Source organism: Shewanella sp. SP1S2-4, from assembly GCF_031932075.1.
GTDB lineage: Bacteria > Pseudomonadota > Gammaproteobacteria > Enterobacterales > Shewanellaceae > Shewanella > Shewanella baltica.
On sequence record NZ_JAUOET010000032.1, the window covers coordinates 15,468 to 29,549 of the forward strand.

Below are 14,082 nucleotides of genomic sequence, written 5' to 3' on the forward strand. Positions count from 1 at the left end.
AGTTACGGGAATAATCATCATAGCGACCACTGAGAATTATCCTGCTCATATGTCAATCGCAGGCGTTGTTCACCATGCAAAGAATAGGAAATACCCAATGTTTAACTGGAAGACTATCGACACGGTTCTGCTCGACATGGACGGCACGCTATTGGATTTGCACTTCGATAATCATTTTTGGCTGAGTTTAGTGCCACAGGAATTAAGCAGACAACGGGGGTTGAGCAGCAACGAAGCGCAACAGTTAGTTGTCAACGCCTATGAAAAAGTCGTCGGCACGCTCGATTGGTACTGTCTCGATTATTGGCAGGAGCAGCTACAACTCGACATTATGGGTTTGCATCGCACTTTAGTGGATCGCATTCAGCTGCGCCAAGACAGTATGCCGTTTTTAGCGGCCTTAGCCGCTGCGGGTAAACAGCGCATTCTGGTGACCAATGCGCATCCTAAGAGTCTCGCCCTAAAGCTTGAACATACCGAACTGGCAGCAGGACTCGATGCCATGATTTCCAGCCACGAGACGGGTTATCCCAAGGAGCATCCGCAATTTTGGCTAACCTTATTTGAAAAGTTTCAACTTGAGCCAAGTCGCTGTCTCTTTATCGATGATAGCGAACCCATACTCAAGGCCGCTAAACTTGCCGGCGTAGGCCATCAATTGGGGATTGCTAACCCAGACAGTAAAAAGCCAGTCAAAGTCTTTCAAGATTTCCCCGCGATTACCGATTATCACTCGCTGCTCAATGATTTAACACGATAAAAAGACAATAAAAAAGGCACCTAAGGTGCCTTCGTTTTCATTCATAGTGCAGATCTATCATCGCGCGCTGAAACAGCGCTATAGCCCAGGAATACGCCCCTGATATACCACAGGGAAATAACCGTCGCTGCCGCGTTTGCCTAGCATACCCAGTGACTTACGCATATCTTCTGGTTGCTCAGCCGTTTCTTTAATCTTAGCTGCTACTTTGACCATATTGCCTTCGTCTAACTGCAAGGTGCCGACGATGCCGAGCTGGTTTTTGGCTTCATCTGTGGCTAATTGCGCTTTGCCATCAACGCAACTCAGGCCGAGTTCGATATTGCCTAGTGGATAATTGCCAAACTGGTTTTTAACGTTGGTTTGATTCAAAAACAGCTTACCAGACAACTGCTCGCACCAAGGTTTACCTTGCTCTAACGTCTCGACTAATAGGCTAACTTCACCGGATATTTCGGTTTTAAAGGGCAGTTTTGCATTGCCGAGTAAAAAGCTATCTGGCGCTTCGAAACGTAAACCCTGCGCACTTAAGCCGCCCATGGACCAAGAGACTAATCCCTTAGCGCTGACAGGTGTGGCGCGGCTGCCCACTTGAAAATCAACTTTCACTTTACCTAACAACAAGGCCCAAGGACTGAGATCCCAACGCACTTGTTCTAACTGGCGTTGCGGCATACTTAAGGTTTCTATGTTGCCAGACCAAATACTGCCGCTCACACCCGAAACACTGATATTTGCAGGTAATGGCGCTAACGCTATCGCAATCTTAGCGGGAAATAGAACGACTAAAAATACTAAATAAATCAGTACGCCTATGATGACTTTTTTTATCAAACTCACAGCTACACCTTAATTTATTGCGACAGTTGGATACGTCTAACTTTGACATAGCCAGGGGCATCGGCCTCTGCCAAATCAACACTTTCGAGTGATAGTCCTTTTTTCTGCACTAACTCACTCAAATAACCCAACAAGGCATCAAAAGGAACATCATCCATCCACACTTGGATCTTATCGCCTTGGGGCTGCATACGAGTAATCACTAACCCATAATTGCCCGCAGTTTGGTTAACCACTGAACTTAAACTACCCGACATAGTCGGCTTAGCGCCGTTTTGCTTCAAACCCGAAATTTTATTCGCCGTTTGTTTTACATAGTTCAACGTCTGTTGCTGTGCAGTGAGGTTACGTAATGCATCGGCTTCGGCAGTGGCGATTGGCGTCCAAACACCCCAATAAAAAATACCAATGACTAAGAATACCGAACAAAAACCGACTAACTGCTGCTCGCGCGATGCGAGCCCTTGCCACCAAGTCCGCAAATTATCCATCTTATTTGCTCCTCAAGGTTAAGGTACTGGTGACTTGATCTTCACCGCTATTCATAGTGCCGCCATCGAGTTGGAAACGACGACCAACGATCTCTTTAAACTTCTCGATTTGCGCGTAGTTTTTCGCACTCACTTGCATGCGGATCTCGTTACGTGCGCTTTCGAATCTTAAGCTATTAGGTTTAAGTTCAGGCACTTGCTTAAAGGCATCCTGCAAACCATCGAGCATGGCAAAAAACTCGGCGCCACTGCCCTGTCCCTGCAATGCGCGTAATTGACTTTCCATCTGCGAACGCAGGTTAACAATGCGCGAATTCCCCGGTACCACTTGCTGATAAATGGATTCGCTCTGAGCTTTAAGATCGGCAATCTGACCATTGACTTGATGTATGGTCAGCCCTTTATTCACTAAGGCCAGCACACAAGCGATGGCGATAACGATGGCAGCGCTCTTCCACATCATCAACTGTTTGCTGTATTCACGCTTAGGCGTGTAAACGCCGCCCAGTAAGTTAACTGGCGCATGCAAAATACCGCGGGCTAACACTAACATAGGTAGCTCAAGTGACTGCGGCTTAAGCTCAACACCTTCGAGTTGCATATCGGTATAACTGGCGACAGACACTTCGCCCTGTGCGGGCCTAAGTTGCTCCAGCGCAATCGGTAACCAAGGCAAAGGTAAACTCTGGCCTGTGGCTAATCCGGTACGCAGTAATAGTTCATTACCAAAATTCATTGCCGCCCATTGGCACTCTTGCAATGGTAAGGCTAAGCAATCGGGTACGATGCGTTTCACTTTTAAACCCGCTTCGGTCAAACAACTCAGCCAAGTCTGCATTTGCTCATGGGCCACGGCGACCACGCTTAAGGCATCGCCATCACGCGGGCCGACGGTAAAATGCATGGCATCCACGTCCTCGGCTAAAGCTTCTTCGAGCATAAAGGGCAAGGCTTTCAAGGCTTGGCGTTGGCCTTTTTCGGGTAAATGCACGCTAGTGAGTGTCATTGCCGCGGCGGGCACTAACACATCGACGGGACGGTTACCCGCACGCTCAGTTAAGGTCGACAAACCTTGGGCATTGGCGAGCTCGCCAGAGGCGATAATTTCCTGTTCTTGCTCAGACCAAACGAGCCATGAGCATGCTTGCTCTGCTGTTCTGCCCAAGCGAATAAATAGCCGTTCACTCACAGTTTTTCTCCACCAGTCCCAGTCAAGAAAGCGTGACTGAGCTCGTTGCTATTATTTTTGTCCACCAGATTCTGCCGGGTGAGCACTTCCATTACTTCTGGCCACCAACATCAAACCCTGCCGGGTGAGCACTGCCATTATTTTTGTCCACCAAACTGACGGGTGAGCACTTCCATCTTGTTGCCGCCGCCCTTTTTGAGCACGCTTTCCATTCTAAACACGGCGTTATCGACTTTCGCCCCCGAGGCCAACAGAAAATATTGGCTATCGATGACAAAACTCGACTTCATGGCACCTTCCCACTTGATCGAGCCCATAGATGAGCTTTCATAAAAATCTTCGATTTTGGCAAAGCCATCGCCGGGGCGTTGGTTGATAATGCTTTCTGCTTCGCCGACCGAAATCTGATTATCGAGCATGCCAGCTAACAGCGCCGCTTGCTCAACTTCCACAGTATTGACGTTAAGCAATTGCCTATCATTGCCTGGGATCACACAAACATAGGGCAAGAGTTTCAGATAGATATCTTGGGTGTATCCCATCACAGCGCGTAACTCACTGCGATGATTCATCAGCGTATTGGCCGCACGGTAAGGCACATTACGCGATTCATATTCTGCATCTTCGGCGCCGTAGGGGCTGGCAGTTATGTCTTCGTCGATATAATCTTTTAAGGTCTGAGTCAGGCGATCCGCACTAAAGTCGTCCATCCCTAAACTCACCAACAAGGCCTTATATTGCTTCGCCGCCAAGGGCAGCTTCGGTTGACCGTTTTCCACCTCTTTCGTGGTCGCGGATAAGGCATTTAAGTTAAAACAGGCACGCATATCGGTGATCTTGCCCGCGATTTCACCGTATTCAGCAGGAAACACCACATCGGCCATGGCCCAATATTGTTGCCTGTGGACTCGACCTTCAGAGTCATCTAAATCTTGTTTTAAAATCTTCTTCGCCAATTCTTCGGCGGAAATCGCATACCAATAAGCTTGATCGTACTGGGCCAAGTTTAAGGTTCGGCGCATAGATAACTGATTACGGCCAGTGATGTTTGTCGCGATGATCACCACCATAGCCACAATCAAGAGCACGACGATCAGTGCAACGCCGCGCTGTTTAGACCGAGATTGGGTTCTCATTCGCGGCCCTCTGCGTCTGGATCACCGTCTCCGGAATCGCCAGAATCTGGATCACCGGAACCATTGCCGGTTCCACTGCCGTTACCTGAGCCGTTTTTATCTTTGTTGGCATCGTCTGGATTTTCGTCTTTATTGTCTTCATCCTTGGACTTGTCAGGTGCGGCAGCACCTAGCGGCAGCAAGAACTTACGTTGGATCTTGCCTAAGCCTTCAATCTCAATTTCCATGGCGATCGCTTTAGGCAACTTAGTCGCCTCGACTTTGCGCTCCCATTTGTCATCCATAAAGAAGGAATATTCCACCGACAATACTTTATCTATGACCACTGTCTTAATCGGCTCGGCACCAAATTCAGGCTCAGGATAAGGAAAATACCAACGCTCCAGGCGCCCTTCGTGCACCACATACGCCACAGACTGTAAGCTGCCCCGCGGTAATAAACCGTCGGGATTTAACCAACCTAAACGGTAAAACACTAAGGCTTCTGATTCCGAGTCTAAGATATCATTGCCCGTTTGGAAGACGGTCGAACCTCGACCCCCTTCGAGTAATCTGGGTGTACGCGCCACCATTTGGGCGAGATCACGCTCAATCGCACCAAAGCCTTGCTGCAGGGCTTTAAGCCGAGTAGAGAAAGTGCGCGTCACTTCATCGTTAGTCAGCACAGTGCTGAGCACGGCATTAGAAGCCAAACCTATCATGGCGAAAATCGCGATGGCGATCAGCATTTCTAGCAGGGTAAATCCCCGCTGCACACTAGTCAGTTTTAAGGACATAACTGCTCACTTGTGCTGCAATACGCTGATATCGTTCGTCTTCACTCACGCTTATGCGGATCATACGAAAATTATCGTCCGTGGTTTTCACCACTTCCTTACGCCAATACCAATCCTTTCCTGCAAGTTCGACTTGGCCTTCTTTTTTACCCACTTCAGGAAACTGCGGCTCGAGTCTGGTATCGACCATCTGATTGTCGGCCACCCACTGTGCCAAAGTGCGCGATTCCAGAATCGGCATGTTGGCCATCTGCTCGCCCAAACTTTTAGTGATCGACACGGCCGCAATCGAAAACACGGCAAGGGCCACAATCACTTCGAGTAACGTCATGCCCTTAGCGCGTTTCATCGGGGCGCCCTATAGTTAATCTGCCCAGCGCATCGCCGACCACTAACGCTTCGGCCTGCTGACCTTTGTCAGTTTTGGCGATAAACGTCAGCTCAAAAGCGCTCATTTCACCGCTCGGGAATAGCATGACCTGTGGCTCAGGATGTTTCTTCTTGTCATCGGCAGAGGGCTCAATTAGTGGTTCTTCAAACCAAGAGTCGTCTTCTTCATCGTCTTGTACCAAAGGCAAACCATCAAGCACTAAGTTCATCACGACACCCGGATCCATCTGCTTTTCAGACAAGAGCCTGTCTTTATCCAAAGGCTCCCACTTACCGTCTTTATAAAAAACAAACTGATAACTGGTTTTCTCAATCACAATACCAATAAATTGGCCACTCAAAACGGTCTCATCGAGCACCATTTCAGTGGCAGCGATAAACTGCCGCGCCGTTCTATCTAAGGCCTGTTGTGGGCCCGAATTGCCGATAGACATAGTCACGGCCGCTGCCGTGAGTCCCATCAACAAGATCACTAGCATCACCTCCATTAAGGTGAAACCAGCGTGGCGCAGCTTAAGCATCTTATTGGAAATTCTGTAAATTCCAGTTACCGATGTCATCTTCGGTACCTGGTTGACCATCTGGGCCTGCAGTGAATATATCTAGCTTGCCGTTTTCGCCAGGGCTTAACAGCAAGTACTTATTGCGCCATGGATCTTCTGGCAAACGTTTTACATAACCATCTTCACGGTAGTTACGTGGCTCAGGTGAAATCGTTGGCTTTTGCACTAAGGCTTCTAGACCTTGCTCGGTCGTCGGGTAGATGCCGTTATCTAACTTGTACATGTCTAAGGCATTTTCGAGTGCGACTATGTCAGATACCGCTTTTTGTTGGTCAGCTTTATCTTTGTTACCCATTAAGTTAGGCACCACCATAGAGGCTAAAATCCCTAAAATAACGATAACTACCATCACTTCGAGTAAGGTAAAACCTTGATGTTTCTTGTTCATTTGCATCGCCTACTTCTCCTAAAAAATCCTATGCCAATCGACTTGGTCATAATCCATAAATTCAAAAAATTAACCGCTAATCAAGTTATTCAAGGCTAAGATTGGCTGCAGAATCGCCATCACGATAAACAGCACCACACACGCCATACTCACCACCAGCATAGGTTCAAATACACCTAACGCTATATTGACGTTGCCCTCGAATTCCCTGTCTTGGTTATCGGCGGCGCGTTCTAACATTTGCTCAAGCTGACCACTCTTTTCGCCCGAGGCAATCATGTATAACATCATTGCCGGAAACAACTTAGTATTAGTCAATGCCGCACCTAAGCTAGTTCCTTCACGCACCCGCGCAGTCGCATCATCCACTGCAGCCCGCACACGCACATTCTGCAATACTTCACTGGCGATACGCATACCGTCGAGCAAAGGCACAGAGCTTGCGGATAAGATACTTAAGGTTCGCGCAAAACGTGCCGTATTTAAGCCCTTACTCACGCGGCCCACAACCGGCATGCTCAATAGAAAATTGTCGTACTTCATTCGAAACGCAGGCGACTTTAACATACGGCGAAAGAGTGCGAACAGCATCACTAGGGCGATGACGACAAACACACCATAGTTTTGTACAAAGTCAGAGGCCGAAATCAAGAAGCGTGTCGAAGCCGGTAACTCGGCGCCCATGTGTTCAAACTGTCCAACCACTTTCGGCACCACCGCCGCCAGCAGGATGGAAATCACCCCAATCGCTACTGTGGTCAATACCGCAGGATAAATCATGGCTTGAGTCAGCTTAGATTTAAGCTGTTGGCGTCGCTCTGTATAATCCGCCAGCCGATTGAGCACCACTTCTAAATGACCGGACTTTTCACCCGAGGCCACCATGGCACGGTATAAATCATCGAAAATGTGCGGAAATTCAGCCAAGGAATCGGCCAGACTGTAACCTTCAACCACCCGCGAACGTACCGCCATGATCATACTCGCAAGGCGATCTTTCTCGCATTGCTGACCAACGGCTTTAAGGGATTCTTCAATCGGTAAACCCGCGGCCACTAAGGTCGCGATTTGGCGGGTGATCAAGGCTAATTCAGCGACCGAGATACCCCGTTTGAAAAACGAAAAGCTGCTGCTCTTAGCTTTGGCTTCTTTTTCGGAAACAGGCAGAATTTCCAAGGGCATCATGCGCTGATCGCGCAACTGGCTGCGGGCGTGTCTGGCGGTATCCGCCTCGATTACGCCCTTAAGCTGCTTTCCCTTGGCATCCAGTGCCTTATATTCAAATGCTGGCATAAATTACTCCTCGCGAGTCACACGTAGCACTTCTTCGAGAGTGGTGATGCCCGCGAGCACTTTGCTCATGCCATCGTGACGAATGCTCGGCACAAACTGACGGATATACTTTTCGATAGCTAACTCACCGCGGCCACCATGGATCAATTCGCGGACATTGTCGTCAACCAGCAATAACTCATGAATACCCGTTCGACCACGGTAGCCATTGTTACCACAGGATTTACAGCCATTGGCACGAAAAATACGCCTGTCGTCATCGGCTGCTATGCCCAGTAACTCACGCTCACGCGCATCGGGCACGTGCTCGATTTTACATTTTGGACAAAGAGTACGGATCAAACGTTGCGCCAACACGCCCAGCAAACTCGATGATACGAGGAATGGCTCAACGCCCATGTCTTGCAGACGCGTTATCGCGCCAGACGCTGTGTTGGTATGCAGGGTTGAAATCACCATGTGACCAGTGAGTGATGCTTGCACCGCAATTTGTGCGGTTTCCAAGTCACGGATTTCACCTATCATCACCACATCGGGATCTTGACGCAAAATTGCGCGCAGACCACGGGCGAAGGTCATGTCAGCCTTAGTGTTAACTTGGGTTTGACCGATACCGTCTAGCTCGTATTCGATTGGGTCTTCCACGGTAAGAATGTTGGTGTCTTTTGAGTTGATCTCAGTCAGACCCGCATACAAGGTGGTACTTTTACCCGAACCCGTTGGGCCGGTGACCAGAATGATGCCGTGGGGGCGACGAATAAGATCTTCAAACTTAACCCGAATACCGTCGGTCATCCCCAATTGCTCTAAATCGAGGTTACCGGTATTTTTATCCAGCAGACGCAGCACAACACGCTCGCCGTGGCTCGATGGCATAGTCGATACCCGCACATCCACGGCACGACCTGCAATACGCAGTGAAATACGGCCATCCTGTGGCACACGTTTTTCGGCGATATCGAGGCGCGCCATCACCTTAATCCGCGACACTAATAGCGACGACAACTTACGGTTTGGCTTGAGGACTTCCTTGAGTACACCATCGATACGGAAACGCACGACGAGCTGTTTCTCGTAGGTTTCGATGTGGATATCCGAGGCTTCTTCTTTAATCGCTTCAGATAACAAGGCATTAATCAGTTTGATGATAGGCGCGTCATCATCACCTTCGAGCAAGTCTTCGGTCTGCGGCAGCTCTTCGGCAAGGGTGAATAAATCCATCTCGTTGCCGATATCTTCCATCAACTGCTGCGCTTCAGACGAGTTCGCCTGATACGCTTGAGTGAGTTTGGCCTCAAACTTCGCGACTTCGAGCTTAACCAAAGGCAAATCGACACCCGAATAGCGCCGTGCTTCGAGCATGGCCGTTAACGGTGTTTTGCTGGTATAAAACAAGCTCAACTCGCCCGTTTCACCCGGCGCAAGCACCACATCGTGGCGATGGGCAAAGGCAAAGGGTAAACGCTCTTTACTGCTCGAACGAAACACCTCATCACCTTCAGCTTCCAGACCTAGCTCATTGGAGACTTGGCTGAGGTCATCGACTTGGGATAATTGTATTTCACTCATTGGTTTTATCTTTATTCTTGTTTTCTTCCAGTGACTTTAAAGTCGGATCCGTTTGGCGCATCTGGGCATCTAAACCTTTGCCTTCTTTGTAACGCTCTAAAATCGCGTTAACTTCTGGCGGCAAATACTCTGATTGATTCCATTCTTCCAACACAGGCACTTTTGTATTTGGCATTAAGTTAACGCCACGCTCTTGCTGCTCAAGTTGTAATGCTCTGAAATAGTTATATTTACGCCCAGCAATCCCTTCCATTGTGATGCCATCACGGATAATGGTTGGTTTGATGAAGATCATCAGGTTTTTCTTGGTCTTTTTGCTCGAAGAAGATTTGAATAAATGTCCCAAAATAGGAATGTCACCCAAGAAAGGCACTTTTTGCACACTTTCTTGCACTTCTTCGTTGATCAAGCCCCCCAGAACCACAATTTGCCCTGAATCAGCCATAACGGTAGTGGTTAAACGGCGTGTCGCAAAGGAAATATCCACACCTGTATTACCGTTAACTCCTGATACTTCCTGCTCAATCGTCAGCTTAACCGCATTGCCTTCGTTGATCTGCGGCACCACTTTCAACTTAACCCCAACCTCTTTACGTTCAACGGTTTGGAATGGGTTGCTATTGTTAGAGCTGGCGGTAGAGCCCGTCAGAATAGGCACTTCATCACCGACGATGAAAGATGCTTCTTGGTTATCCAAGGTAGTAATAGAAGGTGTCGCCAGTACGTTTGAGTTAGTGTCACTGGATACGGCTTGGATCAGCGCACCAAAGTCACCCATGGCCACACCCCATGCCATACCGTTCACTTTACCTAAAGCTTGGGCAAGTAAGGTAACATCGCCCTTAGTACTCGGGTTTTGACCTATCACCTGACCAGTACTCGGGTTAGTGATGAATGTGCCTTCTTTATCTTGCGCCTGCCATACACCAGCGCCAATCTCACCAATGGTTGGGCCTAAGTTATTAAACTGAGTGCCACCACCCGCTTTCGCCGCCCATTGCACCCCAAAGCCGACACTGTCGCCTTCGGCAACTTCGACAATAATGGCCTCTACGAGTACCTGAGCACGGCGGATGTCGAGCTGATTAATCACGCTCTCAATGGTGCGCATTTGATCGGGTTCAGCACTGATCACTAAGGCATTGGTTTCAGTATGCGCCATGATATTGATTTCATTACGGCGTTTACCACCAGCAGCCTGAGCGCTTGGGTCTTTATCACCCTCTAATTTTTGGGCAAACCCTGTCAGCACTTCAACTAAATCTTCGGCCTTGGCATAACGTAAGTAACGCACCTTAGTGTTGCCCGTGCTGGCTTGCTCGGCATCGAGACGATGAATAAGTTCGACCACACGTTGGCGACTCTTTTCGTCGCCGCTAACAACCACAGCGTTGATACGTTCGTCGGCAACCACTTTTGGCGCTTGGCCAGGCAATTGAGCTTGGTTAGCCGTGGCACGGTAAAGAGTATCGATAATTCGCACCATTTCCCCCGCAGAAGCGTATTCGAGCGGCACGACTTGTACTGAAGTATCGCCCTGCTTATCTACGCGGCGGACAATTTCAACCAACTTATTCACCACGGCAGCACGGCCAGACAACATCAAGACGTTGGAGGGATCGTAGTTCACTACGTTACCGCCACCCGCGTTATCATTTAATTGGCGTAACAGCGGAGCTAATTGCTTGGCCTCAGTGTTATACAGCGCCACGATACGCGTGACCATCTCATCGCCTATCCCAGGTTCGGCATCATTAGCCACTCGGATTGCTGCAGTTTTGGCGTCTTTGTCTTTGATGACTTTGATGACGTTATTTTCCATCTCGACGATGGCATAACCGTAGACTTGTAAGACGTTGAGGAAGAACTGGTAATACTGTTCATCGTTCAGCAGATCATAACTGCGAACGTTGATTTTACCGCGGATCGTCGGGTCGACTATGATGGTCTTGTTCAGGTTTTTACCAACTATGTTGATAAACTCTTGAATATCCGTGCCCTTAAAGTTGGCCGCATACTGTTCAGACCAAGCGAATTGGGAGGAGAACATGGCTGCACCCGCAACAATCCCTGCAATCAGCTTGCGTCGAATCCTTTTGTTATTCATTCTTTTTCTTTCCTCTAACGCGTGTTATTGCGGCAAACTAAACATGATTTCAACCAATTGTCCTTCCCGTTCAACCATAATTGATACTTCGGTTAACTCGGGTAATTGGCTCATCATTTCTAACGCCTGACTCATTACGGTCAAGTCGTATCCATTAATCGATTTGGCTAAATCATTGGCTTTAAAACCCGCCTGCTTGAACAAATTGGCGTCTTTACCCGGATTCAAACGATAACCCGCCACAGAATCACCCTGTCTCACGGGTGAAATGGCAATGTAATCGGTGATCTTACTGGGGTCGGCTAACAATTCGGTGCGGGATTCGGCGAGTTCTTGGGAAATATCGGCATTGTTACGTTGATCAACACGGCTCACTGCCGAGCCAGCCTTATTACTTTTAGCTTGTTGTAATTGCTGATTAGCAGGGCTTTGGCTGGTATAGACTAAGCCATCGAGCATTAAGGTCTCGTAACGGCCAGCGTTAGTGATGATGATGCGGTCGGCATAAACTTCTTTGAGTGATGCAGAAGTGCCCTTGATCTTATCACCTAAACTGTAGGTTTCTTGGCTGCCACTAGATTCAATAATCGCTAAGCCTTTTTGGTCGGCCGTCGATGCGACAACCCCAGTCAGCTGAATTGAAAGTGTAGTCTTAGGTGCGTCGGTCACAGTCTCAACGACTTCGACTTTAGGTTTATCAGATGTCGCATCCGCCTTACCAAAGAGTCCAAGCTGCTGCAGACCTGCGAGATCAACCTGACCGGCACCTTTGCCATTCACGCTTACGGGCGTTGGGGACCAAGCACTGGCAGATGAGTGAGTAGGCACTAATTTCCATGTAATTTGCGCAGCTAACAACATGATCACAATAAAGCCCAACCAGAAGACAATCCGGCTTAGGAGTTTATGGGGCATGCCAATGGCTTTTGCGATAACTTTATCTAATAAATCCATATTTTATGTGGACCCTCGATACAGGTCTCTGTTCTGATTATAATAATTAGGCAATAACCGCCTCATGCTAACCTAGGCTGCATTTGGCAACAAGCCCATAACAGCATTCAAATTGGCGAAAATAGGCCAATTATGCTAACTTTGCCCGCCACAAAAGGGTGTGAAGCACGCCACCCTTTAACATAATAGAAATGCACTTCACGCATTTTCTTGCTCGGCATGTGAACTCATCGATCTTTTAGCTGGAGACACTATGACGCAAAGTCAAAGCGACAAAACAGACATTCGACTCGATAAGTGGCTTTGGGCTGCACGTTTCTATAAAACCCGTGCCATCGCCAAAGAAATGATTAACGGCGGCAAAGTACATTACAACGGCCAGCGCGCCAAATCTAGTAGGAATGCCGAGATAGGCGCCGTCCTTAAGATACGCCAAGGATATGACGATAAAGAGATCGTCATAAAAAAATTATCGCAATTACGCCAAAGTGGTGCGATTGCACAAGAATTGTACGAAGAAACCGCGACAAGTCTGGCTAAACGGGCCATAAATGCTGAGCAACGACGTCTCAACATGCTCAATAACCCGATACCCGATCAGAAACCAGATAAAAAGCAACGACGCCAGCTCATGCGCTTTAAAGACCTTTAACAGTGAGATACACGATGAACCAAGATACTTTACACCGCTACTTGTTCGACAATGCCGATGTGCGTGGTGAACTGGTGCAGTTACAAGACAGCTATCAACAAGTGATCAGCGCCCAAGAATATCCAGCCGTACTGCAAGTATTACTGGGTGAATTAATGGCGGCCACCTCACTATTAACGGCGACATTGAAATTTAGCGGCGATATCAGCGTACAGTTACAGGGCAATGGTCCTGTTTCTTTAGCGGTGATCAACGGTAACAATCTACAAGAGCTACGCGGCGTGGCTCGCTGGAATGCAGAACTGGCCGATGATGCCAGCCTTACCGATCTTTTTGGTCAGGGCTATATGGTCATCACCTTAACACCCGACGAAGGTGAACGCTACCAAGGTGTGGTCGCACTCGACAAGCCAACGCTAGCGGCCTGTGTTGAAGAATACTTCAATCAATCTGAACAGTTACCAACAGGCATTTGGTTATTTGCCGACGGCAAACAAGCGGCGGGCATGTTCCTACAAATTCTGCCAAGCAAAGAAGATCACAACCCTGACTTCGAACACTTGAGCCAACTGACGTCGACGATCAAGGCCGAAGAGCTGTTCACTCTCGACGCTGAAAGCGTGTTACATCGCCTATATCATCAGGAAGAAGTGCGCCTATTCGATCCTATCGATGTGAGCTTTAAGTGTACTTGTTCCCATGAACGCAGTGCCGGCGCGATCAAGACCTTAGATCAAGCGGAAATCGAAGCCATTCTCGCCGAAGACGGCAAGATCGAAATGGGCTGCGAATATTGCCACGCAAAATACATTTTTGATGCCATAGACGTAGCGGCATTATTTGCGAACGGTCAGACGTCAACGACCCAGCAATAATCGGTTAAACGAATCATCAAAGTTAAACAATATGGGCGACCGATTCGGCGCCCATTTTTTATTCATACCCACAATCCCCTCACACATTGCACTCGGCTT

At 48.4% G+C, this 14,082-nt stretch carries 15 protein-coding genes; 3 read left to right on the top strand and 12 right to left on the bottom strand.

Annotation, left to right across the window (positions count from 1 at the left end):
* Positions 1 to 97 precede the first annotated feature (97 nt).
* Positions 98 to 760: a GMP/IMP nucleotidase gene (gene yrfG / locus Q4Q52_RS19795; protein WP_311991433.1), complete on the top strand. Its 663-nt coding sequence runs from the start codon at positions 98 to 100 to the stop codon at positions 758 to 760.
* A gap of 78 nt (positions 761 to 838) precedes the next feature.
* Here yrfG and Q4Q52_RS19800 read toward each other — a convergent pair whose 3' ends face one another.
* The 12 genes from Q4Q52_RS19800 to gspC all read right to left on the bottom strand — a co-directional run bounded on the left by Q4Q52_RS19800 (position 839) and on the right by gspC (position 12,456).
* Positions 839 to 1,600, bottom strand: a complete 762-nt coding sequence (locus Q4Q52_RS19800; protein WP_006084937.1) for a type II secretion system protein N — start codon at positions 1,598 to 1,600, stop codon at positions 839 to 841.
* Positions 1,601 to 1,614: 14 nt separating this feature from the next.
* Positions 1,615 to 2,091, bottom strand: coding sequence for a type II secretion system protein M (locus Q4Q52_RS19805; protein WP_311899476.1), 477 nt, complete (start codon positions 2,089 to 2,091; stop codon positions 1,615 to 1,617).
* Between the two features lies 1 nt (position 2,092).
* Positions 2,093 to 3,280, bottom strand: coding sequence for a type II secretion system protein GspL (gene gspL / locus Q4Q52_RS19810; RefSeq protein ID WP_261271939.1), 1,188 nt, complete (start codon positions 3,278 to 3,280; stop codon positions 2,093 to 2,095).
* A 137-nt stretch (positions 3,281 to 3,417) separates the two neighbouring features.
* Complete coding sequence (gspK, locus tag Q4Q52_RS19815) at positions 3,418 to 4,416, bottom strand: type II secretion system minor pseudopilin GspK (RefSeq protein WP_311991434.1); 999 nt, start codon at positions 4,414 to 4,416, stop codon at positions 3,418 to 3,420.
* The gene (gene gspJ / locus Q4Q52_RS19820; protein WP_259561356.1) at positions 4,413 to 5,192 is read right to left on the bottom strand and encodes a type II secretion system minor pseudopilin GspJ; all 780 of its coding nucleotides are present in this window, start codon (positions 5,190 to 5,192) and stop codon (positions 4,413 to 4,415) included. The genes gspK and gspJ overlap by 4 nt, the downstream gene beginning before the upstream one ends.
* Entirely contained in the window at positions 5,173 to 5,541 is a 369-nt protein-coding gene (gspI, locus tag Q4Q52_RS19825; RefSeq protein ID WP_311991435.1) for a type II secretion system minor pseudopilin GspI, read from the bottom strand. Before gspI ends, gspJ begins: the two co-directional genes overlap by 20 nt.
* Positions 5,528 to 6,103 (bottom strand): type II secretion system minor pseudopilin GspH, encoded by a 576-nt coding sequence (gene gspH / locus Q4Q52_RS19830; RefSeq protein WP_107403225.1) that lies wholly within the window; start codon positions 6,101 to 6,103, stop codon positions 5,528 to 5,530. Before gspH ends, gspI begins: the two co-directional genes overlap by 14 nt.
* Before the next feature lies 1 nt (position 6,104).
* Positions 6,105 to 6,539, bottom strand: a complete 435-nt coding sequence (gspG, locus tag Q4Q52_RS19835; RefSeq protein WP_006083645.1) for a type II secretion system major pseudopilin GspG — start codon at positions 6,537 to 6,539, stop codon at positions 6,105 to 6,107.
* A 63-nt stretch (positions 6,540 to 6,602) separates the two neighbouring features.
* Entirely contained in the window at positions 6,603 to 7,826 is a 1,224-nt protein-coding gene (gene gspF, locus Q4Q52_RS19840; RefSeq protein WP_006084929.1) for a type II secretion system inner membrane protein GspF, read from the bottom strand.
* Between the two features lie 3 nt (positions 7,827 to 7,829).
* Positions 7,830 to 9,395 (bottom strand): type II secretion system ATPase GspE, encoded by a 1,566-nt coding sequence (gspE, locus tag Q4Q52_RS19845; RefSeq protein WP_006083647.1) that lies wholly within the window; start codon positions 9,393 to 9,395, stop codon positions 7,830 to 7,832.
* Positions 9,388 to 11,502: a type II secretion system secretin GspD gene (gene gspD / locus Q4Q52_RS19850; protein WP_107946233.1), complete on the bottom strand. Its 2,115-nt coding sequence runs from the start codon at positions 11,500 to 11,502 to the stop codon at positions 9,388 to 9,390. Before gspD ends, gspE begins: the two co-directional genes overlap by 8 nt.
* A 24-nt stretch (positions 11,503 to 11,526) precedes the next feature.
* A complete protein-coding gene (gene gspC / locus Q4Q52_RS19855; RefSeq protein WP_311991436.1) occupies positions 11,527 to 12,456 on the bottom strand; it encodes a type II secretion system protein GspC in 930 nt (309 codons plus the stop codon).
* A 253-nt stretch (positions 12,457 to 12,709) separates the two neighbouring features.
* On the opposite strand from gspC, the gene hslR reads away from it, so the two are divergent.
* Together hslR and hslO are read left to right on the top strand one after the other, a co-directional pair.
* Positions 12,710 to 13,108, top strand: coding sequence for a ribosome-associated heat shock protein Hsp15 (hslR, locus tag Q4Q52_RS19860; RefSeq protein WP_259483934.1), 399 nt, complete (start codon positions 12,710 to 12,712; stop codon positions 13,106 to 13,108).
* Between the two features lie 14 nt (positions 13,109 to 13,122).
* Positions 13,123 to 13,983: an Hsp33 family molecular chaperone HslO gene (hslO, locus tag Q4Q52_RS19865; protein WP_006084926.1), complete on the top strand. Its 861-nt coding sequence runs from the start codon at positions 13,123 to 13,125 to the stop codon at positions 13,981 to 13,983.
* The last annotated feature ends 99 nt before the right edge of the window (positions 13,984 to 14,082 follow it).